The organism is Micromonospora lutea (genome assembly GCF_016863535.1).
GTDB lineage: Bacteria > Actinomycetota > Actinomycetes > Mycobacteriales > Micromonosporaceae > Micromonospora > Micromonospora lutea.
Map to the genome: position 1 here is coordinate 102,311 of NZ_BOPB01000016.1, position 20,621 is coordinate 122,931.

Annotated in this window: 21 protein-coding genes; 20 read left to right on the forward strand and 1 reads right to left on the reverse strand. The window is 71.5% G+C overall.

Annotated features, from left to right (window positions below; all coding sequences use genetic code 11):
* The first annotated feature begins 36 nt into the window (after positions 1-36).
* The 20 genes from Vlu01_RS16885 to argH all read left to right on the forward strand — a co-directional run bounded on the left by Vlu01_RS16885 (position 37) and on the right by argH (position 19,807).
* Positions 37-300: a phosphoribosyl-ATP diphosphatase gene (locus tag Vlu01_RS16885; protein WP_088947482.1), complete on the forward strand. Its 264-nt coding sequence runs from the start codon at positions 37-39 to the stop codon at positions 298-300.
* A gap of 44 nt (positions 301-344) precedes the next feature.
* The gene (gene hisG, locus Vlu01_RS16890; protein WP_204000297.1) at positions 345-1,190 is read left to right on the forward strand and encodes an ATP phosphoribosyltransferase; all 846 of its coding nucleotides are present in this window, start codon (positions 345-347) and stop codon (positions 1,188-1,190) included.
* A complete protein-coding gene (locus tag Vlu01_RS16895) occupies positions 1,187-2,194 on the forward strand; it encodes a DMT family transporter (RefSeq protein ID WP_204000299.1) in 1,008 nt (335 codons plus the stop codon). The genes hisG and Vlu01_RS16895 overlap by 4 nt, the downstream gene beginning before the upstream one ends.
* A gap of 68 nt (positions 2,195-2,262) precedes the next feature.
* Entirely contained in the window at positions 2,263-2,718 is a 456-nt protein-coding gene (locus Vlu01_RS16900) for a PH domain-containing protein (protein ID WP_239095954.1), read from the forward strand.
* Positions 2,719-3,033: 315 nt separating this feature from the next.
* A complete protein-coding gene (gene infC, locus Vlu01_RS16905; RefSeq protein ID WP_204000304.1) occupies positions 3,034-3,684 on the forward strand; it encodes a translation initiation factor IF-3 in 651 nt (216 codons plus the stop codon).
* Between the two features lie 19 nt (positions 3,685-3,703).
* Positions 3,704-3,898 (forward strand): 50S ribosomal protein L35, encoded by a 195-nt coding sequence (rpmI, locus tag Vlu01_RS16910; RefSeq protein WP_013732809.1) that lies wholly within the window; start codon positions 3,704-3,706, stop codon positions 3,896-3,898.
* A gap of 32 nt (positions 3,899-3,930) precedes the next feature.
* A complete protein-coding gene (gene rplT / locus Vlu01_RS16915) occupies positions 3,931-4,323 on the forward strand; it encodes a 50S ribosomal protein L20 (RefSeq protein ID WP_093404272.1) in 393 nt (130 codons plus the stop codon).
* Between the two features lie 68 nt (positions 4,324-4,391).
* On the forward strand, positions 4,392-5,189 hold the full coding sequence (locus Vlu01_RS16920; protein WP_204000306.1) for a TrmH family RNA methyltransferase: 798 nt from the start codon (positions 4,392-4,394) through the stop codon (positions 5,187-5,189).
* Positions 5,190-5,403: 214 nt separating this feature from the next.
* A complete protein-coding gene (gene pheS, locus Vlu01_RS16925; RefSeq protein ID WP_204000308.1) occupies positions 5,404-6,471 on the forward strand; it encodes a phenylalanine--tRNA ligase subunit alpha in 1,068 nt (355 codons plus the stop codon).
* 36 nt (positions 6,472-6,507) lie between these two features.
* Complete coding sequence (gene pheT, locus Vlu01_RS16930; RefSeq protein WP_204000310.1) at positions 6,508-9,084, forward strand: phenylalanine--tRNA ligase subunit beta; 2,577 nt, start codon at positions 6,508-6,510, stop codon at positions 9,082-9,084.
* A 293-nt stretch (positions 9,085-9,377) separates the two neighbouring features.
* The gene (locus tag Vlu01_RS16935) at positions 9,378-10,580 is read left to right on the forward strand and encodes a nucleotide sugar dehydrogenase (RefSeq protein WP_204000312.1); all 1,203 of its coding nucleotides are present in this window, start codon (positions 9,378-9,380) and stop codon (positions 10,578-10,580) included.
* Positions 10,577-11,356 (forward strand): glycosyltransferase family 2 protein, encoded by a 780-nt coding sequence (locus tag Vlu01_RS16940; protein ID WP_204000315.1) that lies wholly within the window; start codon positions 10,577-10,579, stop codon positions 11,354-11,356. The genes Vlu01_RS16935 and Vlu01_RS16940 overlap by 4 nt, the downstream gene beginning before the upstream one ends.
* An 8-nt stretch (positions 11,357-11,364) precedes the next feature.
* Entirely contained in the window at positions 11,365-12,390 is a 1,026-nt protein-coding gene (locus Vlu01_RS16945; RefSeq protein ID WP_204000318.1) for an NAD-dependent epimerase/dehydratase family protein, read from the forward strand.
* A gap of 102 nt (positions 12,391-12,492) precedes the next feature.
* A complete protein-coding gene (argC, locus tag Vlu01_RS16950) occupies positions 12,493-13,494 on the forward strand; it encodes an N-acetyl-gamma-glutamyl-phosphate reductase (protein WP_204000321.1) in 1,002 nt (333 codons plus the stop codon).
* Entirely contained in the window at positions 13,491-14,660 is a 1,170-nt protein-coding gene (argJ, locus tag Vlu01_RS16955) for a bifunctional glutamate N-acetyltransferase/amino-acid acetyltransferase ArgJ (protein WP_204000324.1), read from the forward strand. Before argC ends, argJ begins: the two co-directional genes overlap by 4 nt.
* Positions 14,657-15,538, forward strand: a complete 882-nt coding sequence (gene argB, locus Vlu01_RS16960) for an acetylglutamate kinase (protein WP_204000327.1) — start codon at positions 14,657-14,659, stop codon at positions 15,536-15,538. The genes argJ and argB overlap by 4 nt, the downstream gene beginning before the upstream one ends.
* Positions 15,535-16,785: an acetylornithine transaminase gene (locus tag Vlu01_RS16965; RefSeq protein WP_204000329.1), complete on the forward strand. Its 1,251-nt coding sequence runs from the start codon at positions 15,535-15,537 to the stop codon at positions 16,783-16,785. The genes argB and Vlu01_RS16965 overlap by 4 nt, the downstream gene beginning before the upstream one ends.
* A complete protein-coding gene (argF, locus tag Vlu01_RS16970; RefSeq protein ID WP_204000331.1) occupies positions 16,782-17,714 on the forward strand; it encodes an ornithine carbamoyltransferase in 933 nt (310 codons plus the stop codon). Before Vlu01_RS16965 ends, argF begins: the two co-directional genes overlap by 4 nt.
* A gap of 55 nt (positions 17,715-17,769) precedes the next feature.
* Positions 17,770-18,285, forward strand: a complete 516-nt coding sequence (locus Vlu01_RS16975) for an arginine repressor (protein WP_204000333.1) — start codon at positions 17,770-17,772, stop codon at positions 18,283-18,285.
* A gap of 58 nt (positions 18,286-18,343) precedes the next feature.
* A complete protein-coding gene (gene argH / locus Vlu01_RS16980) occupies positions 18,344-19,807 on the forward strand; it encodes an argininosuccinate lyase (protein ID WP_204000461.1) in 1,464 nt (487 codons plus the stop codon).
* A 163-nt stretch (positions 19,808-19,970) separates the two neighbouring features.
* Here the strand turns inward: argH and Vlu01_RS16985 are convergent, their stop codons facing one another.
* Positions 19,971-20,393: a DNA-binding protein gene (locus Vlu01_RS16985; RefSeq protein WP_239095947.1), complete on the reverse strand. Its 423-nt coding sequence runs from the start codon at positions 20,391-20,393 to the stop codon at positions 19,971-19,973.
* Positions 20,394-20,621 lie beyond the last annotated feature (228 nt).

Below are 20,621 nucleotides of genomic sequence, written 5' to 3' on the forward strand. Positions count from 1 at the left end.
CGTGGCGACCCAGGGCGACTGCGAGAATCCGTCTCCGTGAAGACGTTCGAGGAGTTGTTCGCGGAGTTGCAGGCCAAGGCAGCGGCCGGCACCCCCGGCTCGGGCACGGTCGCCGCACTGGAAAAGGGCGTGCACTTCATCGGCAAGAAGGTCGTCGAGGAGGCGGCCGAGTCGTGGATGGCCGCCGAGCACGAGGGGCCCGAGCGCACCGCCGAGGAGATCTCTCAGCTGCTCTACCAGGTCCAGGTGCTGATGCTCGCCAGCGGTCTCGACCTGAAGGACGTCTACCGACATCTGTGAGTGCCCCCACCGTCGACCCGAACCGATCGAAGGAGCACTCCGTCATGCTGCGTGTCGCCGTACCCAACAAGGGCGCCCTGGCCGATTCGGCCGCCCAGATGCTGCGTGAGGCGGGTTACCGTCAGCGCACCGACAGCAAGGACCTGATCTGCCGCGACCAGGCCAACGACATCGAATTCTTCTACCTGCGGCCGAAGGACATCGCCACCTACGTCGGCTCCGGTGACCTGGACGTCGGCATCACCGGCCGCGACCTGCTGATCGACTCCGGCGCGCCGGCCGAGGAGGTCGTCGACCTGAACTTCGGGCGGGCCACCTTCCGGTTCGCGGCCCGACCGGACGACGTCGACGACGTACGGGAGCTGGGCGGGCACCGGATCGCCACCGCGTACCCGGGGCTGGTGGAGCGGCACCTCTCCGACCTGGGCGTCAAGGCCGAGGTGATCCGCCTCGACGGCGCGGTGGAGAACGCCATCCGGCTGGGTGTCGCCGACGTGGTCGCCGACGTGGTCGAAACCGGGGCGACCCTGCGCCAGGCCGGCCTGGTGGTCTTCGGTGAGCCCCTGCTGCAATCCTCGGCGGTGCTGGTACGCCGCATCGACGCCGCCCCGCACCCGCAGGCCGCGCAACTGCTGCGCCGGCTGCACGGGGTGCTGGTGGCCCGGCGTTACGTGATGCTCGCCTACGACGTGCCGGCCGGACTGCTGGACCGGGCCAGTGCGCTCACCCCGGGCATGGAGTCGCCGACGGTCTCTCCGCTGCACCGGGAGGGCTGGGTGGCCGTGCAGGCCATGGTGCTCCGCGAGGACGTCCACCGGATCATGGACGAGCTCTACGAACTCGGCGCCCGCGCGATCCTGGTCACCAACATCCACGCCTGTCGGCTGTGAGACGGCCGCCGGTCGCGGTCGCCCTCACGCTGGTCGCCCTCGGCGGCGCCGCCTCGGCAGCACAGGGTGCGGTCAACGCGGAACTGGGGCAGCGCGTCGGCAATGCCTCCCTGGGCGCGGTCGTCAACAACCTCGGCGGCTGCCTGCTGGTCCTGCTCGGGCTGCTGGTGATGCCGTCGATGCGCACCGGGCTGGTCGCCCTGCGGCGCTCCGGCCTGCCCTGGTGGTCGTACCTGGGTGGGCTGGGCGGGGCGGCCATCGTGGTGCTGGCCGCGTACGCGGTCCCGGTGCTCGGGGTCGCGGTCTTCACCATCGCCCAGGTCGCCGGGGGCAGCCTCGGCGGGCTGGCCTCGGACCGGGTCGGGCTGGCCCCGGTGGGGCGGCTGCCGCTGACCACGCCCCGGGTCGCCGGGGCGTTGCTCGGGGTGGCCGCGGTGGCCCTGGCCCAGGCCGGCCAGCCCGTCGGTGACCTGGCTGTCGGGGTGCTCCTGCTCGCGGTGGCCGGCGGCGTCGGGGTGGCCCTGCAGGCCGCGCTCAACGGCCGGATCTCGGCGGCCGGATCGGCCGCCGCCGGGGTCGCGGTCAACTTCGTCGTCAGTACGCCGGTGGTGCTGCTCGTCGCGGCGTTGGCCGGCGCGTTCACCGGTCCGCCGATCCGCTGGCCCGAGGGCTGGCACCTCTACACCGGCGGGCTGCTCGGGGTCGGCATCGTCGCCAGCCTGGTCGTGGGGGTACGCGCGGCGGGCGTGTTGCGCACCGGTTTGGCGTTGGTGGGCGGGCAACTCGCCGGTGCCGTGCTGTTGGACCTGCTGCTGCCACAGGGCCCCGGCGTCCGGGTGCCGGTGCTGGCGGGCACCCTGCTCACCGTGCTCGCGGTGCTGGTCGCCGGGCGCGGACCACGCACCCTTGCCGGCGCCGCCCCGGCTGCCGGCGGGTCACCCGGGACCGACGTCAGTGTGGCGGCGGACGGCCCACCGGAACCGGATGGCAGACTTGTGCCATGAACGAGCGGAGGGACGCCACGCAGCCCAGTGCCGGTACGAGCGAGCACGAGCGGGCGACCGGCACCGAGCTGATCTGTCTGCGGCCGCGACGGATCCGGCTGGTCTGCTGGGTGTCGGCCATCCTGCTGGTCGTGGTCTTCTCGTTGATCGCCACCACGTTGACCGGGCCCACCGGTAGCGGATACGGCACCTTCCAGCGAGGTGACCAGGTTGCCATGATCGGGCTCGGGATCATGTTCGCCCTCGGCGCTCTGCTGTTCACCCGGCCCCGGGTCGAGGCGGACGTGCGGGGCGTGCGGGTGCGCAACATCATCGGCTCGTACGAGCTGCCGTGGGAGGTCGTCCGGGGGGTCCGGTTCGACCGGGGCGCCCCGTGGGCGGCCCTGGAGCTGTACGACGACGACCTGCTGCCGGTGGTTGCCCTCCAGGCGGCCGACAAGCAGCTCGCCGTCGACGGCGTCCGGGCGCTGCGCCGCCTGCACCAGGCGCACCTGACCGCCGTCACCGAGCGCGCGGCCCGCTGATCCGACCGGTTTGAGGTCCCTGTTCCCGAGGGTGTAGTGTTATCAAGTCGACCAGGCTGTCCTAACCATTAGGACAGCCTTGAAAGCGGAGCGCCTGCTCCCACCCGAGTCGCCGCCTGTGGCGTCCGGGTCCGGTCACCGGTTCCGGGAGTTTCCCGGCGCCGGATGCGCGATCCTGTGATCGTGCCGACCGGTCGAGCGGGCCCTGGCATACGCCGGGGCCTTCTACTTTCCGGGCCGGTTCCACCGGGAGCCGCAGGGTCGGCCACGCATGAAGATCCGACTCGAGGAGGCCCCATCAGCGTCGAACCACGCGTGAACGATCAGATCCGGGCACGTGAGGTCCGACTGGTCGGCCCCGAGGGTGAGCAGGTGGGCATCGTCCCGCTGGAGCGCGCCCTTCAGCTGGCCGCGGACGTCGATCTGGACCTGGTCGAGGTTGCGCCGATGGCGCGCCCGCCGGTGTGCAAGCTCATGGACTTCGGCAAGTTCAAGTACGAGAGCGCACTGAAGGCGCGCGAAGCGCGGCGTAACCAGCAGCAGACCGTCATCAAGGAAATGAAGCTCCGGCCGAAGATCGATCCGCACGACTACGAGACCAAGAAGGGTCACGTGGTGCGGTTCCTCAAGGCCGGCGACAAGGTCAAGGTGACGATCATGTTCCGCGGTCGCGAGCAGAGCCGCCCGGAGCTGGGTTACCGGCTCCTGCGCCGGCTCGAGTCCGAGATCACGGAACTGGGATATGTCGAGTCCGCTCCTAAGCAGGACGGCCGAAACATGATCATGGTTCTCGCTCCGCACCGGGCCGTGAAGGCCTCCGCGGTCGCCGCCACGGCGTCCCGTGGTGGACCCCGGGAGCGGACCGCGGAGGAGCCCGCCACCGGGGTGGCCGCCGAACCTGCGGTGACCAGTGAGAGCGCAGCAGCCGGTGAGACCGGCACGACCGCTGACACCAGCGGTCAGTAACAGGGGAGAGACGTTCCGCATGCCGAAGATGAAGAGCCACACGGGGACGGGTAAGCGCGTCCGCGTGACCGGCAAGGGCAAGATCATGAAGCAGCAGGCCGGTCTGCGGCACAACCTGGAGAAGAAGCCCTCCACCCGTACCCGCCGGCTGACCGGCGTGGTCGAGGCCGCCAAGTCCGACGTCAAGCGCCTCAAGAAGCTGCTCGGCCGCTGACGCGCGCCACCTGAATCCAAGAAGGAGTTGAGATGGCACGCGTCAAGCGGGCTGTGAACGCCCAGAAGAAGCGCCGTACCCTGCTGGAGACCGCGAGCGGTTACCGTGGTCAGCGCTCCCGGCTGTACCGCAAGGCCAAGGAGCAGGTGCTGCACTCGATGCAGTACGCCTACCGGGACCGTCGTGACCGCAAGGGCGACTTCCGGCAGCTGTGGATCCAGCGGATCAACGCGGGTGCCCGCGCCAACGGGATGACCTACAACCGGCTGATCCAGGGCCTGCGCCTGGCCGGCATCGAGGTCGACCGCAAGATCCTGGCCGACCTGGCCGTCAACGACGCCGCCGCGTTCGCGGCGATCGTCGAGCTGGCCCGGGCCGCGGTGCAGGCCGAGGGCACCGGCGGCGCGCCGGCCCAGGCTGCCTGAGTCTCACCAGCGCAGCGAGGCGCCCCTCGGCAACCGGGGGGCGCCTCGCGCGGGTGGCGGAGAACATCATGCTCTTCACACCGCGTACGCCCCGGGTGGTGGCCGCGCGCCGACTTCAGCGTCGCCGTGAGCGGGACGCCACCGGCCGGTTCCTGGCCGAGGGACCACAGGCGGTCCGGGAGGCGCTGAGCCGTCCTCGCACCGTGCTGGAGCTGTTCGGCACCCCCGCCGCCCTCGATCGGTACGCCGAGCTGGCGACGGCCGCCGCCAGCAACGACATCCCCGTCTCCGAGGTGACCGACGACGCCCTCGCCGGGCTCGCCGAGACCGTCGCCCCGCAGGGGCTGGTCGCCGTCTGCCAGCACCTTGACGTCTCGTCGGCGGTGGCGTTGTCCCGAAGCCCCCGGCTGGTGGCCGTGCTGGCCGGGATCCGTGATCCGGGCAACGCCGGGACGGTGTTGCGTACCGCCGACGCGGCCGGTGCCACCGCGGTGATCTTCGCTGGTGACACCGTCGACCCGTACAACGGCAAGTGCGTCAGGTCGTCGGCGGGCAGCCTGTTCCACGTCGACGTGGTCCGGGAACCCGACCCGGTCGCGGTGCTCAGCGCGGCGCGGGCCGCCGGGCTGACCGTGCTCGCGGCCACCGGGCACGGCGAGGACGACCTGGACGCGTTGGTCGACGCCGGCCGACTGGCCGCACCGACCGCCTGGTTGTTCGGTTCCGAGGCGCACGGCCTGCCCGTCGAGCTGGCGGAGGCCGCCGACGCCCGGGTCCGGGTGCCGCTGCACGGGCGAGCCGAGAGCCTGAACCTGGCTGCGGCGGCGGCCGTCTGCCTGTACGCTTCGGCCAGAGCGCAGCGCTGACCCTCAGGTCATGTGCGCACGACAAGGGAGATGCGGCCCCGATGGTCAACGCACCACGGCGTTCGTTTAGCCAGCCCGCCGGTGTCGGCGGGCGGCGGGCCTGACCTGCTCTCCACGCGACTCCCACCGGCGGGCTGCGGCACAGCCGCGCGTCCGTAGACTCGCCTAGCCGCCCGCGAGGGCTGGCGCCGTCGTGAGGGAGTGCCCGTACGCCATGACTTACCGCAACGATCCGTACGACCCGAAGCAGGTAGCCCTGCTCGATCCGGCCGTCCTGGCCGAGGCCGTGACCGAGGCCGAGAAGGCGTTCGCCGCCGCCGGTGACCCCGACGCGCTGGCCGCCGTGCGTCCGGCGCATCTGGGGGACCGGGCCCCGGTCTCGCTGGCCCGCCGCGAGATCGGCGCGCTGCCACCGGCGGCCAAGGCCGACGCCGGTAAGCGGGTCAACGAGGCCCGCCGCACCATCGAGCAGGCGTACGCCGCCCGTGCCGAGGTGCTGGAGCGGGAGCAGGCCGAGCGGGTTCTGGTCGCCGAACGAGTCGACGTGACGCTGCCGTACGACCGGCATCCGCGTGGCTCCCGACACCCGATCACCGTGCTGATGGAGCAGATCAGCGACCTGTTCATCGGGATGGGCTACGAGGTGGCCGAGGGGCCCGAGGTCGAGCTGGAGTGGACCAACTTCGACGCGCTGAACATCCCCGCCGACCATCCTGCTCGCGGGCTGATGGACACCTTCCACATCGCGCCGGAGGGCTCCGGCCTGGTGCTGCGTACCCACACCTCGCCGGTGCAGGCGCGCACGATGCTCACCCGCACCCCACCGATCTATGTGGTCGTCCCCGGCCGGGTCTACCGCACCGACGAGCTGGACGCCACCCACTCGCCGGTCTTCTACCAGGTGGAGGGCCTGGTGGTGGACAAGGGCATCACGATGGCACACCTGCGCGGCACCCTCGACCACTTCGCCCGGGCCATGTTCGGCGCGGGCGCGAAGACCCGGTTCCGGCCGCACTACTTCCCGTTCACCGAGCCGTCGGCCGAGTTCGACGTGTGGTTCCCGGAGCATCGCAAGGGGCCGCAGTGGGTCGAGTGGGGAGGCTGCGGCATGGTCAACCCACGGGTGCTGCGGGCGTGCGGCATCGACCCGGAGGTCTACTCCGGCTTCGCCTTCGGCATGGGCATCGACCGCACCGTGATGTTCCGGCACGGGGTGGGCGACATGCGGGACCTGGTCGAGGGCGACGTCCGGTTCACCCGGGCGTTCGGCCACGGGGCTTAGTGCGGGCGCGAGTTACGGAGACGGTGGTTACAAGTCATGCGAGTTTCTCTCAGTTGGCTGCGGGAGTACGTCGACCTTCCCGACCTGGCCGTTGACGAGCTGGAGCGGGCCCTGGTGGACCTCGGCATCGAGGTCGAGTCCATCGTGGACCTTTCCGGCACGGTGACCGGGCAGTTGGTGGTCGGCGAGGTCCTGGAGATCGAGGAGCTGACCGGCTTCAAGAAGCCGATCCGGTTCTGCCGGGTGAACGTGGGCACCGCCAACGGCACCGGCGAACCGCAGGAGATCGTCTGCGGTGCCCGCAACTTCGCCCCCGGCGACCGCGTCGTGGTGATCCTGCCCGGCGGGGTGCTGCCCGGTGGCTTCGCCATCGGGGCGCGCAGGACGTACGGGCGCAACTCCAACGGCATGATCTGCTCGGCGAAGGAACTGGGTCTGGGTGACGACCACTCCGGCATCCTGGTGCTGCCCGAGCACGTGGTGGCCGAGCCCGGCGACGAGGCCCGCCCGGTGATCGGCCTCAACGACATCATCATCGAGGTCGAGATCACCCCGGACCGGGGCTACCAGATGTCGCTGCGCGGGCTCGCCCGCGAGCTGGCGCACGCCCTCGGTCTCGACTACTCCGACCGGGGCCGGGTGCCCGCGACGCCCGGCACGGCCGAGCCCGCGTACCCCGTCGAGGTGCGGGACCCGGTCGGCTGCGACCGGTTCGCGGCCCGGATGGTGCGCGGCGTCGATCCGGCGGCACAGACCCCGGACTGGATGCGGCAGCGGCTCACCGTCGCCGGCATCCGCAGCATCTCGCTGCCGGTCGACATCACCAACTACGTGATGCTCGAACTCGGTCAGCCGATGCACGCCTTCGACGCCGACCGGATCGCCGGCCCGCTGGTGGTGCGCCGGGCGGTACCGGGGGAGAAGCTGACCACGCTCGACGGGGTGACCCGTGCGCTCGCACCCGAGGACATGGTCATCTGCGATGCCGGGCTGCCGAACCCGCTCGCCGCCGAGGGTGACGGCATGCCGATCTCGCTCGCTGCCGTGATGGGCGGGGAGACCAGCGAGGTCCTGCCGGGCACCGTCAACGTGCTGTTCGAGGCCGCGCACTGGGATCCGGCGATGGTCGGCCGCACCGCGCGCCGCCACAAGCTGTTCAGCGAGGCGGCGAAGCGGTGGGAGCGGGGCGTGGATCCGGCGCTGCCGCTGGTCGCCCTGGACCGGGCCGTCGGGCTGCTCACCTCGTACGCGGGCGGCACGGTGAGCGACGAGGTGCTGGACATCGACCACGTCCGGCCGCGTACCCCGGTCACCCTGCCGGTCGACCTGCCCAGCCGGCGGGTCGGGGTGGACTACCCGCCGGCCCGGGTGGTCGCCCTGCTGGAGCAGGTCGGCTGCACCGTGACACGCGGCGCCGACCGGCTGGCCGAGGATCCGGGCGAGACGGCGGTGGCCGCCGGTGGCAGTGAGACGCTCAGCGTCACCCCGCCGACCTGGCGGCCCGACCTGACCGACCCGGCGGACCTGATCGAGGAGGTGGTCCGCCTCGACGGGTACGACAAGGTGCCGTCGGTGCTGCCGACCGCGCCGCCCGGCCGGGGCCTGACCTGGCAGCAGCGCCGCAACCGGTCGGTGTCCCGCTCACTGGCCGAGCGCGGCTTCGTCGAGGTGCTGGCGCATCCGTTCGTCGCCACGGACCTGGCCGACCACCTCGGCCTGGCCGCCGACGACCCGCGCCGCCGGACGGTGCGGGTGGCCAACCCGCTGTCGGAGGAGGAGCCGCTGCTGCGCACCACGCTGCTCGGCCCACTGCTCGGTATCGTCCGGCGCAACCTCGGCCGTGGGCTACGGGATCTGTCCCTCTACGAGATCGGCACGGTCTTCCACCCCCGGCCGGACGCCGGCAGCCCGCCCGCGATGGGCGTGGACCGGCGTCCCACCGACGCGGAGTTCGCCGCCGCCGACGCGGTGGTTCCGCATCAGCCCCGGCACGTCGCCGTCGTGCTGACCGGCGACATCGAACCGGCCGGCTGGTGGGGGGACGGGCGGCCAGCGGGCTGGGCCGACGCCGTCGAGGCGGGCCGCGCGGTGCTCGCCGCCGCCGGGATACCCGACGAGCGGGTCGAGGTGCGGTCCACCGAGTACGCCCCCTGGCATCCGGGTCGCTGCGCGGAGCTGCTGGTCGACGGCACGGTGGTCGGTCACGCCGGTGAACTGCACCCGCAGGTCGTGGCGACGCTGGAACTGCCGAAGCGCACCTGCGCCATGGAACTGGACCTGGACGTTCTGCCGTCGGCCCCGCCGGTGGGCGCGCCGACGGTGTCGACGTTCCCGCCGGCGCTGATCGACGTGGCGCTCGTGGTGGCCGATTCGGTGCCGGCGGCGCAGGTGCGCCAGGCGCTCGTCGAGGGCGCCGGTGAGCTGCTGGAGTCGGCCCGCCTGTTCGACGTGTACGCCTCGGAGCAACTCGGTGCCGGCCGCAGGTCGCTGGCCTACAAGCTCACCTTCCGCGCCCCGGACCGGACGCTGACGGTCGAGGAGGCGGTGGCCGCCCGTGACGCCGCCGTCGCCCGCGCCGCCGACCGCTTCGGCGCCACCCTCCGCGGCGCCTGACGTGTAAGGAAGGGCGCCTTCTTAACGCCTGCTGTATAGGAAGGGCCCCCTGCTATCGCCTGAGGTAGAGGAGGGGGCCCTTCCTTCATGTCGTACGGGTGGGGGCGTAAAGGGTGGGCGTCGGGACGGGCGGCGTGCTGACGGTGGCGGTGTCGATGCGGTAGGTGGTGGGTCGGCCGAAAGGTCAGGACCGATGGCTGTTTGGTTACCCGCGAGTTACCTCTGAGCGGTTAGCCTGCTTGGATTCCGAGTGCCGTCACCCTCACCCCGCCACCCCCACGGGAGTCCCCCTCATGTCCGATGACCCACCTGCCTCGGTCGACGTCTGCATAGTCGGTGGTTGTGGCCGGGTGGGCCTGCCACTGGGCATCGCCTTTGCCACCCGCGGGCTGTCCGTCGTGTTGTACGACATCAACGCCGATGCCGTCGCGGGTGTCAACGCGGCGACCCTGCCCTTCGCCGAGCCCGGCGCGGCCGCTCCGCTGGCCGAGGCGGTGGCCGCCGGGCGGCTGCGCGCCACCACCGACCCGGCCTCCGTCGGTGCCTCGGAACATCTGATCGTCGTGGTCGGTACGCCGGTCGACGAGCACCTCAACCCGGATCTCGGTGCGGTGCCCCGCGCGTTGGAACGCTGCGCGGAGCACCTTCGTGACGGTCAACTGATCGTGCTGCGCAGCACCGTCTATCCCGGGGTCACCGCGCTGACCGAGAAACTGCTGGCCGGCAAGGGCCTGCGTACGGACGTGGCATTCTGCCCGGAACGGATCGCCGAGGGCCGGGCGATGACCGAGTTGTTCACGTTGCCGCAGATCGTCGCCGCCCGGACCCCGGAGGCGCTGACGCGGGCGGAGAAGTTGTTCCGGCACCTGACCGACCAGATCGTCCCGCTCGAACCCGAGGAGGCCGAGCTGGCGAAGCTGTTCACCAACACCTGGCGGTACATCAAGTTCGCCACCGCGAACCAGTTCTGGATGATGGCCAACGACTTCGGGTTGGACTTCGCCCGGATCCGGCACGCCGTGGCGTACGACTACCCGCGCGCCGCGGACCTGCCGATGCCGGGTTTCGCGGCCGGGCCGTGCCTGTTCAAGGACACCATGCAGCTGGCCGCGTTCAACCGGAACAACTTCGTGCTCGGGCACTCGGCGATGCTGATCAACGAAGGGTTGCCGCTGTACCTGGTGTCCCGCCTGGAGGACCGGTTCGACCTGGCCGACTCGACGGTGGGGATTCTCGGCATGGCCTTCAAGGGCGGCAGCGACGACCCCCGGGAGAGCCTGGCGTACAAGCTCCGCAAGATCCTGGCGTTGAAGACGCGGGAGACGTTGTGCACCGACCCGTACGTGCCCGACGAGCGTCTCGTCGACCTCGATGAGGTGCTGCGTCGGGCGGATCTGCTGGTCATCGCCGCACCGCACGAGCAGTACGCCCGCCTCGACACCGACAAACCGGTGATCGACATGTGGGGGCTGACTGGGCAGGGGGTGCGGGTGTGAACCCCCGGGTCTCGGTGATCGTGCCGGTCTACAACGAGGGCGAGGCGATCGTCCGCTGCCTGGAGCGGATGCTGCGCGAGATGCTGCTGCCCGCCGAGGTGCTGATCGTGCACGACATGCCGGAGGACACCACGGTCCCGTACGTCGAACGGATCGCGCGTACCGATCCGAGGGTCCGGGCGGTGCTCAACACCTACGGCCGGGGTCCGGCCAACGCGATCCGGTTCGGCATCGACGCGGCGCTGGCACCGGTCGCGGTGGTGACGATGGCCGACGGATGTGACGATCCCCGCCAGATCGACGAACTGGCCCGGTTGGTGGACCGGGGGGTGGTGGTCGCCGCGGCCTCCCGCTACATGCCGGGTGGCCAGCAGGTCGGCGGGCCGAGGCTGAAGCGGATGATGTCGCGCTGGGCGGGCCGCAGCCTCTACACCTTCGCCCGGGTGGGTACCCGCGACGCCACCAACAGCTTCAAGGCGTACGACACGGCTTTCGTCCGGGAGGTCGGCATCGAGTCCCGGACGGGCTTCGAGATCGGGCTGGAACTGACCGCGAAGGCTACCCGGCTGCGCCTGCCGGTGGCCGAGATCCCGACCATCTGGCTGGACCGGCCGCTCGGCGAGTCCCACTTCGACCTGGGCCGCTTCCTCCCCGGCTACCTGCGCTGGTACCTGTTCGCCTACGGTCGACGGCTGAGCCGGGAGAAGCTGACCGCCCGGGTGCGGACGCCGGCCGTGCCGGTTCCGCGTGGCACCGAGTACGAGAAGACGGCATAGGAGCGTACGTGGCGAAGGTCCTGGTAACTGGTTCGGCCGGCTTCATCGGCGGCTATGTCGTCGCGGAGTTGCTGGAGCGGGGCCACGAGGTGGTGGGTGTCGACAACTTCTCGAAGTACGGCCCGGTCTCCCACAGCCACGAGGGGCACCCCCGGTTCCGGTTCGTCGAGGGCGACGCCCGCGACACCGATCTGCTGACCGAACTGCTCGACGGCTGCGACCACCTGGTCGCCGGTGCCGCGATGATCGGGGGGATCTCCTACTTCCACGCGTACGCCTACGACCTGCTCGCCACCAATGAGCGGATCATGGCGGCGACCTGCGACGCGGCGATCCGGGCGCACCGCGACGGTCGACTGTCCAAGGTCACCTATCTCTCCTCCTCGATGGTGTTCGAGTCGACCGAGCACTGGCCCAGTCGGGAGGGCGACGAGCGGCGTGTCCCGCCGCCGCTGTCCTCGTACGGTTTCCAGAAGCTGGCCGTGGAGTACTACGCCCGGGCGGCCTGGGACCAGTACGGGCTGCCCTACACGATCGTGCGGCCGTTCAACTGCGTCGGTGTGGGGGAGGGGCGGGCGCTGGGTCAGGCCGAGGTGCTCTCCGGCAACGTCAAGCTGGCCATGTCGCACGTGGTGCCCGACCTGGTGCAGAAGATCGTCAAGGGGCAGGATCCGCTGCACATCCTCGGCGAGGGTGACCAGGTGCGGCACTACACCTACGGCGGCGACCTGGCCCGGGGCATCGCGCTGGCCATCGAGCACCCGGCGGCCCGCAACGAGGACTTCAACCTCTCCACCGCCGAGTCGACCACCGTGCTGGAGCTGGCGGAGCTGATCTGGCGCAAGATCAAGGGACCGGACGTGCCGTTCCGGCATGTCAGCGACGAACCCTTCCAGTACGACGTCCGCAAGCGCGTACCGGACACCACCAAGGCCGCCGAGGTGCTCGGCTTCACCGCCACCACGTCCCTGGACGAGATGCTCGACGAGGTCATTCCCTGGGTGACCCGAGCGGTCGCCGAGGGCCGCCTCTAGGGCGATCCCGATCGGATTCATTAACATACGGCTTGCTGTATGAACTTGCAGATCGAGGTGTGTGCCTGTTAGCCTTCTCTGCATAGTCATGCGGAGGTGGGTATGGGGATTCGGGCTGCGGTTGCCGGGGCGAGTGGATACGCCGGTGGCGAACTGCTCCGCCTGCTCGCCGGACATCCCGAGTTCGACCTGGTCGTCGCCACCGCGCACAGCCAGGCCGGGCAACGGCTCGACGCCGTCCACCCGCACCTGACCGGCCTGGACGTGACCTTCGGTGAGACCAGGCCGGAGGTGCTGGCCGAGGCCGATCTGGTCTTCCTCGCCCTGCCGCACGGCGAGTCGGCGGCCATCGCCGCGCAGCTGCCCGCCGGTGTGCGGATCGTGGACCTGGGGGCGGACCACCGGCTCGCCGACGCCGACGCCTGGGCCCGCTACTACGGCGGCCGGCACGCCGGCACGTGGACCTACGGCCTGCCCGAACTGCCCGGCCAGCGCGAGCGGATCGCCGCCGCCGACCGGGTGGCCAACACCGGCTGCTACGCGGCGACGATCACGCTCGCGCTGGCCCCGCTGATCGCCGCCGGCGTCGCCCAGCCCGACGACGTGGTGGTCGTCGCCGCGTCCGGCACCTCGGGCGCGGGCCGGGGCGCCAAGGCCCACCTGCTGGCCAGCGAGGTGATGGGCGACCTGTCGCCCTACAAGGTGGGCGCGCACCAGCACGTACCGGAGATCAAGCAGGCCACCGGGGCGACCGGGCTGTCGTTCACTCCGGTGCTGGCGCCGATGCCGCGCGGCATCCTGGCCACGGTCACCGCGCTGCCGACCGGCGCGGCCGACCCGCGTGCGGTGCTGGCCCAGGCGTACGCGGACGCACCGTTCGTGCATCTGCTGCCCGAGGGGCGGTGGCCGCACACGGCAGCCACGCTGGGCGGCAACTCCTGCCACCTGCAGGCCGGCGTCGATGTCGACTCCGGTCGGCTGATCGTGGTCGCCGCGCTGGACAACCTCGGCAAGGGCGCCGCCGGTCAGGCGGTGCAGAACGCCAACCTGATGTTCGGTCTGCCCGAAACCACGGGCCTGTCCGTGTGGGGGACCGCGCCATGACCGTCACCACACCCCAGGGGTTCCGAGCGGCCGGGGTGGCCGCCGGCCTCAAGAGCAGCGGCGCCTCGGATGTGGCACTGGTGGTCAACGACGGCCCCGACGCCGGTGTCGCCGGGGTCTTCACCACCAACCGGGTCAAAGCCGCGCCGGTGCTCTGGACCGAGCAGGTCGTCCGTGGCGGCATCGTGCGGGCGGTGGTGCTCAACTCCGGTGGCGCGAACGCCTGCACCGGCCCGGCCGGCTTCCAGGACACCCACGCCACCGCCGAGCGCACCGCCGCCGAGCTGAACTCGGTCAACCCGTACCAGATCGGTGCGGGTGAGGTGGCGGTCTGCTCCACCGGCCTGATCGGCGTGCGGCTGCCGATGCCCGCTCTGCTCGCCGGTGTGGGCGCTGCCGCGCGGGAGCTCTCCGGGGAGGGCGGGCCGGCCGCCGCCGAGGCGATCATGACGACGGACACCCGGCCGAAGACCACCGTCGTCTCCGGTGCCGGCTGGAGCGTCGGCGGCATGGCCAAGGGCGCCGGCATGCTGGCCCCGGGCATGGCGACCATGCTCTCGGTCCTGACCACCGATGCGGTGGCCGGGCCGGAGACCCTCGACGCGGCGCTGCGAGCGGCCACCCGGGTCACCTTCGACCGGGTCGACTCCGACGGTTGCATGTCGACGAACGACACGGTGCTGCTGCTGGCCAGCGGTGCCTCGGGAGTCGCGCCGAGTGCGGCGGAGCTGGCCTCGGCGGTCACCGCCGCCTGCCACGACCTGGCCCAGCAGCTGATCGCCGACGCCGAGGGCGCCACCAAGCAGGTCGCCATCGAGGTCGTCGGCAGCGCCGACGAGGACGAGGCGGTCGAGGTCGGTCGGGCGGTGGCCCGCAACAACCTGGTCAAGACCGCGCTGTTCGGCAACGATCCGAACTGGGGTCGGATCCTCGCCGCGGTCGGTACCACCTCCGCAGCGTTCGAGCCGGACGCCGTCGACGTGGCGGTCAACGGCATCTGGGTCTGCCGGGCCGGCGCGGCCGCCGAGGACCGCTCAAAGGTGGATCTCTCCGGCCGGGACGTCACCATCCGGATCGACCTGCATGCCGGCGTCGCCCAGGCGACGGTCTGGACCAACGACCTGTCGCACGGCTACGTGCACGAGAACTCGGCCTACTCGACATGACATCCGACGTCACCAGCGCCCAGGCCAAGGCCGCCACGCTGATCGAGGCACTGCCGTGGCTGGCCCGCTTCTCCGGCTCGACCGTGGTGATCAAGTACGGCGGTAATGCCATGGTCGACCCGGAGTTGCAGCGGGCCTTCGCCGCCGACATGGTGTTCATGCGCTACGTCGGACTCAAGCCGGTGGTGGTGCACGGCGGCGGACCGCAGATCTCGGCCATGCTCGGCCGGCTGGGCATCGACAGCGAGTTCCGGGGCGGCCTTCGGGTGACCACCCCGGAGGCGATGGACGTGGTCCGGATGGTGCTGGTCGGTCAGGTCGGTCGGGAGCTGGTCGGGCTGATCAACGCACACGGCCCGTTCGCGGTCGGTCTCTCCGGGGAGGACGCCGGGCTGTTCACGGCGGTGCGGCGGCCCGCGTACGTCGACGGGCAGCCGGTCGACGTCGGTCAGGTCGGCGACGTCGAGTCGGTGGATGTCTCGGCGGTGGACGACCTGATCGCGGCCGGCCGGATCCCGGTGATCTCCACCGTGGCGCCGGACGCGGACGGGGTGCTGCACAACCTGAACGCCGACACCGCCGCCGCAGCGCTCGCGGTCGCCCTGCGGGCCCGCAAGCTGGTCGTGCTCACCGACGTGCCCGGCCTGTACGCCGACTGGCCCGACCGGTCCAGCCTGGTCAGCGAGATCAACACCGACGGGTTGGCGAAGCTGCTGCCGTCACTGGAATCCGGCATGGTGCCGAAAATGGAGGCGTGCCTGCGAGCCGTCACCGGTGGGGTGCCGGCCGCGCACGTCGTGGACGGTCGGGTCGCCCATTCCACCCTGCTGGAAGTGTTCACCTCGGAAGGCTTCGGAACGATGGTGGTCCCCTCATGAGCGCTCTGGTCAGCCGGTGGCGGCAGGCGATGATGGACAACTACGGCACGCCGACGCTGGCGTTGGTGTCCGGTGCCGGCGCCGTCGTGGTCGACGAGGCCGGCCGGGAGTACGTCGACCTGCTCGGTGGCATCGCGGTCAACTCTCTCGGCCATGCCCACCCGGCGGTGGTGGCGGCCGTGTCGAAGCAGGTCGCCACCCTCGGCCACGTCTCCAATCTGTACATTTCCGAACCGCCGGTGGCGCTGGCCGAGTTGCTGCTGGCGCTCGCCGGTCGGCCGGGGCGGGTGTTCTTCGCGAACTCCGGCGCCGAGGCCAACGAGGCGGCGTTCAAACTCTCCCGGTGCACCGGCCGAACCCAGGTGGTCTCCACGGTCGGCGGCTTCCACGGCCGCACCATGGGCGCACTGGCGCTGACCGGGCAACCGAGCAAGGCCGACCCGTTCCGTCCCCTGCCGGGCGAGGTCACCCACGTCCCGTACGGTGACGTCGCCGCCCTGGCCGATGCGGTGACCGACGCCACCGCCATGGTGATCCTGGAGCCGATCCAGGGTGAGAACGGCGTGGTGGTCCCACCCGCCGGCTACCTCGCCGAGGCCCGGCGGATCACCGCCCGGCACGGTGCCCTGCTCGTGCTCGACGAGGTGCAGACCGGGGTCGGCCGGACCGGGCACTGGTTCGCCCATCAGGCCGACGGCATCGAACCGGACGTGGTGACCCTGGCCAAAGGGCTCGGCGGTGGGCTGCCCATCGGTGCCACCCTGGCCTTCGGGCCGGCCGCCGACCTGCTCGGCCCCGGCTCGCACGGCAGCACCTTCGGCGGCAACCCGATCAGCTGCGCGGCGGCCCTGGCGGTGATCTCCACCATCGCCAGCGAAGGGCTGCTCGACCACGTCAAACGGATCGGGGAGCGGCTGCGTCGGGGGATCGAGTCGCTCGGTCACCCCCTGGTCGGCGAGGTACGCGGCGCGGGCCTGCTGCTCGGCATCACCCTGACCGCACCGGTCTCCGCCGCCCTCGCCGGGGTGCTGCGCGACGCCGGCTTCCTGGTCAACCCGATCCAGCCCGACGTGATCCGCCTGGCGCCACCGCTGATCCTCACCACCAACCAGGCCGACGCCTTCCTGGCGGCGCTGCCAGCCGCCCTGACCGCGTCGACGAACGCCCCTGATCCTGTTGTCCAGGAAGCGCCGTCGCCCAGCACGATCCCGACCCCCGCTCCGACGCCGACGGAGGCTTCCGCATGACCCGGCACTTCCTGCGCGACGACGACCTGTCACCGGCCGAGCAGGCCGCAGTGCTGGACCTGGCCCTCCGGATGAAGGCGGACCGTTTCGCGTTCACCCCGCTGGCCGGACCCCGCTCGGTGGCGGTGCTCTTCGACAAGCAGAGCCTGCGTACCCGGATCTCCTTCGACGCCGGCATCGCCGAACTCGGTGGTCACCCACTGGTGGTGGACACCCAGGTGACCCACTTCGGCCGGGGCGAGTCGCTCGGCGACGCCGGCCGGGTGCTGTCCCGGTACGTGGCCGCGATCGTGTTGCGTACCCACGGCGACGACCGCATCGCGGAGGTGGCCGCCGGCGCGACCGTGCCGGTGATCAACGCGTTGACCGACGGGTACCACCCCTGCCAGTTGCTCGCCGACCTGCTCACCGTCCGTCAGTGGTGCGGCGGCACCGAGGGACGGACGCTGGCCTACGTCGGGGACGCGGCGAACAACATGTCCCACTCGTACCTGCTGGCCGGCGCGACCGCCGGGATGCACGTGCGGGTCGCCGGTCCGGCCGGCTTCCTTCCCGACCCGGACGTGGTGGCCCGCGCCGAGGCGATCGCCGCCGGCACCGGCGGTTCGGTCCGGGCGCTCACCGACCCGGTCGCCGCCGTCCGCGACGCCGACGTGGTCGCCACCGACACCTGGACGTCGATGGGGCAGGAGGACGACGGGCTGGACCGCACCACCCCGTTCCTGCCGTACCAGGTCAACAAGGCGCTGCTGGAGCATGCCGGGCCGGCGGCCATCGTGTTGCACTGCCTGCCGGCGCATCGCGGCGAGGAGATCACCGACGAGGTGCTCGACGGCCCGCGCAGCGCCGTGTTCGACCAGGCGGAGAATCGGCTGCACGCCCAGAAGGCGCTGCTCACCTTCCTCCTGACGGAGGAGGAGAAGCGGTGAGCGCGACGAACGCAGCGCGGCGGCGTCCCACGGCCGGGAACGTTAGGTTGGCTCCGTGACCGCACCACTGACCCGTAGCGCCCGGCACGCCCGCATCGTCGAGTTGATCCGCGAGCGGGCGGTCCGCTCGCAGACCGAACTGGCCGAGCTGCTCGGCGACGAGGGTGTCCAGGTCACCCAGGCCACCCTGTCCCGGGACCTCAAGGAACTCGGCGCGGTCACCGCCCGGGGTGGTGACGGCCGGGCCGTCTACGTCATTCCCGAGGACGGCCACCGCCCGCTGCGCGACGCCGAGGCGGCACCGGCGCGACTGGTGCGGTTGCTGCGTGAGCTGCTCAACGAGGTCGACTCCAGCGGCAACATCGCGGTCCTGCGCACCCCGCCGGGCGCCGCACAGTACCTGGCCAGCGCGTTGGATCGGGCGGGCCTGTCGGAGGTCGTCGGCACCATCGCCGGCGACGACACCATTTTCGTCGTGGCGCGCGCCGCTGACGGTGGCGCCGCGCTCGGTGAACGGCTCGCCGGCTGGGCCCGCCGGGACGACAGCGTCGAAGGGAGCGGTACGCCGTGAGCGAGCTTGTGTCAGACCCGGGTGCCCGGTTGGGGGACGGCTGATCGTGGGGACCACAATTGACCGGGTGGACGACAAGAGCCTGACCGAGAACAGCGCAGCGGCCAATCGGACGAGCCTGTGGGGAGGCCGGTTCGCCGGTGGCCCGTCGGAGGCGCTCGCCCGGCTGTCGGTGAGCGTGCAGTTCGACTGGCGGCTGGCCCCGTACGACATCGCCGGATCGCGGGCGCACGCCCGGGTCCTGGCCGGCGCCGGCCTGCTCGACCCGGAGGAACTGGGCCGTATCCTCGCCGCCCTCGACGACCTGGAGGCCGCCTGCGCCTCGGGGGCGTTCCGCCCCACCGTCGACGACGAGGACGTGCACACCGCGCTGGAGCGGGGTCTGCTGGAGCGGCTCGGCAGCCTCGGCGGCAAGCTGCGCGCCGGCCGGTCCCGCAACGACCAGGTCGCCACCGACCTGCGGCTCTACCTGCGCGACCACGCGCGGGGGGTGGCCGCCCGGCTGGTCGAGCTGGCCGAGGCGCTGGTCGAGCAGGCCGGACGGCACGTGGACACCGCCGCACCCGGCATGACGCACCTGCAACACGCCCAACCGGTGACCTTCGGGCACTGGCTGCTCGCCCACGTACAGCCACTGCTGCGGGACCTGGAGCGGCTGCGCGACTGGGACCACCGCACCGCGGTCAGCCCGCTCGGCGCGGGGGCGCTGGCCGGTTCGGGCCTGCCGCTGGACCCGGTGGCGGTCTCGAAGGAACTCGGCTTCCGGACGTCCTTCGCCAACTCGATGGACGCGGTCGCCGACCGGGACTTCGTCGCCGAGTTCCTCTTCGTCACCGCGATGATCGGGGTGCACCTGTCCCGCCTCGGTGAGGAGGTGGTCCTCTGGACGTCGCAGGAGTTCGGCTGGGTCGAACTGGACGACGCCTTCGCCACCGGTTCGTCGATCATGCCGCAGAAGAAGAACGCGGACATCGCCGAGCTGGCCCGGGGCAAGTCCGGCCGGCTGGTCGGTGGGTTGGTCGCGGTGCTGACCATGCTCAAGGGCCTGCCGATGACGTACGACCGGGACATGCAGGAGGACAAGGAACCGGCCTTCGACGCGGTCGACACCCTGGAACTGCTGCTGCCGGCGCTCGCCGGGATGATCTCCACGATGACGGTACGCGTCGACCGCCTGGTCGCCGCCGCGCCGGTGGGCTTCTCGCTGGCCACCGAGGTGGCGGACTGGCTGGTCCGCAAGGGTGTGCCGTTCCGCGACGCGCACGAGATCACCGGCAAGCTGGTGGCGCTCTGCGCGGCCCGGGACTGCGCCCTCGACGAGGTCTCCGATGACGACCTGGCCGCCGTCAGTGAGCACCTCGACCCGGGCGTACGCGATGTGCTGTCGGTCCGCTCCGCCCTCGCCGCTCGGATCACCCCCGGCTCCACCGGCCCGGGTCCCGTCGCCGACCAACTCGCCACCGCCGCCGACCGGCTGGTCACCTGGCGCGAATGGGCCGCGGAGCAGGTAGTCCCCCGCTGAGCAGCCTCCTCGCCGCGTGGGCTCTTCCGCCCTCCCTCCGCGTCCCTTCCCTGCGCGTCGCAAGATCTGTGCAACTTCGGGGAAACTGCTGCCTGGCGGCACCTGGATACAGCAGTTTCCCCGAAGTTGCTGCCGGGGTGCGGGGGTGGCGCAGTGGTGGGGTTCAGGTGGGGGCGGGGGAGGTGCGGGTGGTGAGGCGGTCGGAGCGTTGCTTGGCGGCCTGAGCGCTGCCCAGGCCGAGCCCCTGGCCGATCGCCTGCCAGGTCAACCCCCGGCTGCGGGCCAGGCGGAACAGACCCGCCTCCATCGCGTCGATCTCGGCGCGCAGGTGCGGGAAGAGGGTCAGCGCGGCGAGCAGATCGGCCTCGTCCACCGGCTCCTCACCCGGCACCGGTTCAGCGGCCCCGGCGGCCAACGCCAGGAGCACGGCGATCGCCTCGTACGGGTCGGCGGCGTACGGGTTGGTGTGCCGGTGCCGCTGCTGCTCGGTGGCCGCATGCCGCTCAGTGAGTCGCTGGAGCGCCGCGTAGCTGCGGTGCGCTCGGGTCCGGTTGGCCTCGCGCGCCGCGACTGATTCGAAGGTCATACCGACCATCCCAGCGCCTCAACGAGAAGTTGTCAACGATCTGTTGAAGGATGGCGCTCGGCCTGTTGAAGGATGGCGCTCGGCGCTCGGCGCGGTTAAGGCGGCACAGCCGAAGCCGTCTGATGCCTCACAGCCTGCGGGGTAAATCTGATCGCCCGCCGCCGTTACGATAAGGCGTCAGTCTATGTCTGCTTTCGAGGAGAAGTGTGGCTCAGCCCAGCCTTGATC

Bases quoted from the DNA above. Each gene is read 5' to 3' on its own strand.
- argJ (WP_204000324.1), top strand. From the start codon at position 13,491: ATGACCGTCACCACACCCCAGGGGTTCCGAGCGGCCGGGGTGGCCGCC.
- hisG (WP_204000297.1), top strand. From the start codon at position 345: ATGCTGCGTGTCGCCGTACCCAACAAGGGCGCCCTGGCCGATTCGGCC.
- pheT (WP_204000310.1), top strand. From the start codon at position 6,508: ATGCGAGTTTCTCTCAGTTGGCTGCGGGAGTACGTCGACCTTCCCGAC.
- Vlu01_RS16935 (WP_204000312.1), top strand. From the start codon at position 9,378: ATGTCCGATGACCCACCTGCCTCGGTCGACGTCTGCATAGTCGGTGGT.
- argF (WP_204000331.1), top strand. From the start codon at position 16,782: ATGACCCGGCACTTCCTGCGCGACGACGACCTGTCACCGGCCGAGCAG.
- Vlu01_RS16920 (WP_204000306.1), top strand. From the start codon at position 4,392: ATGCTCTTCACACCGCGTACGCCCCGGGTGGTGGCCGCGCGCCGACTT.
- Vlu01_RS16965 (WP_204000329.1), top strand. From the start codon at position 15,535: ATGAGCGCTCTGGTCAGCCGGTGGCGGCAGGCGATGATGGACAACTAC.
- argB (WP_204000327.1), top strand. From the start codon at position 14,657: ATGACATCCGACGTCACCAGCGCCCAGGCCAAGGCCGCCACGCTGATC.
- pheS (WP_204000308.1), top strand. From the start codon at position 5,404: ATGACTTACCGCAACGATCCGTACGACCCGAAGCAGGTAGCCCTGCTC.
- rpmI (WP_013732809.1), top strand. From the start codon at position 3,704: ATGCCGAAGATGAAGAGCCACACGGGGACGGGTAAGCGCGTCCGCGTG.
- Vlu01_RS16985 (WP_239095947.1), bottom strand. From the start codon at position 20,393: ATGACCTTCGAATCAGTCGCGGCGCGCGAGGCCAACCGGACCCGAGCG.
- argC (WP_204000321.1), top strand. From the start codon at position 12,493: ATGGGGATTCGGGCTGCGGTTGCCGGGGCGAGTGGATACGCCGGTGGC.
- rplT (WP_093404272.1), top strand. From the start codon at position 3,931: ATGGCACGCGTCAAGCGGGCTGTGAACGCCCAGAAGAAGCGCCGTACC.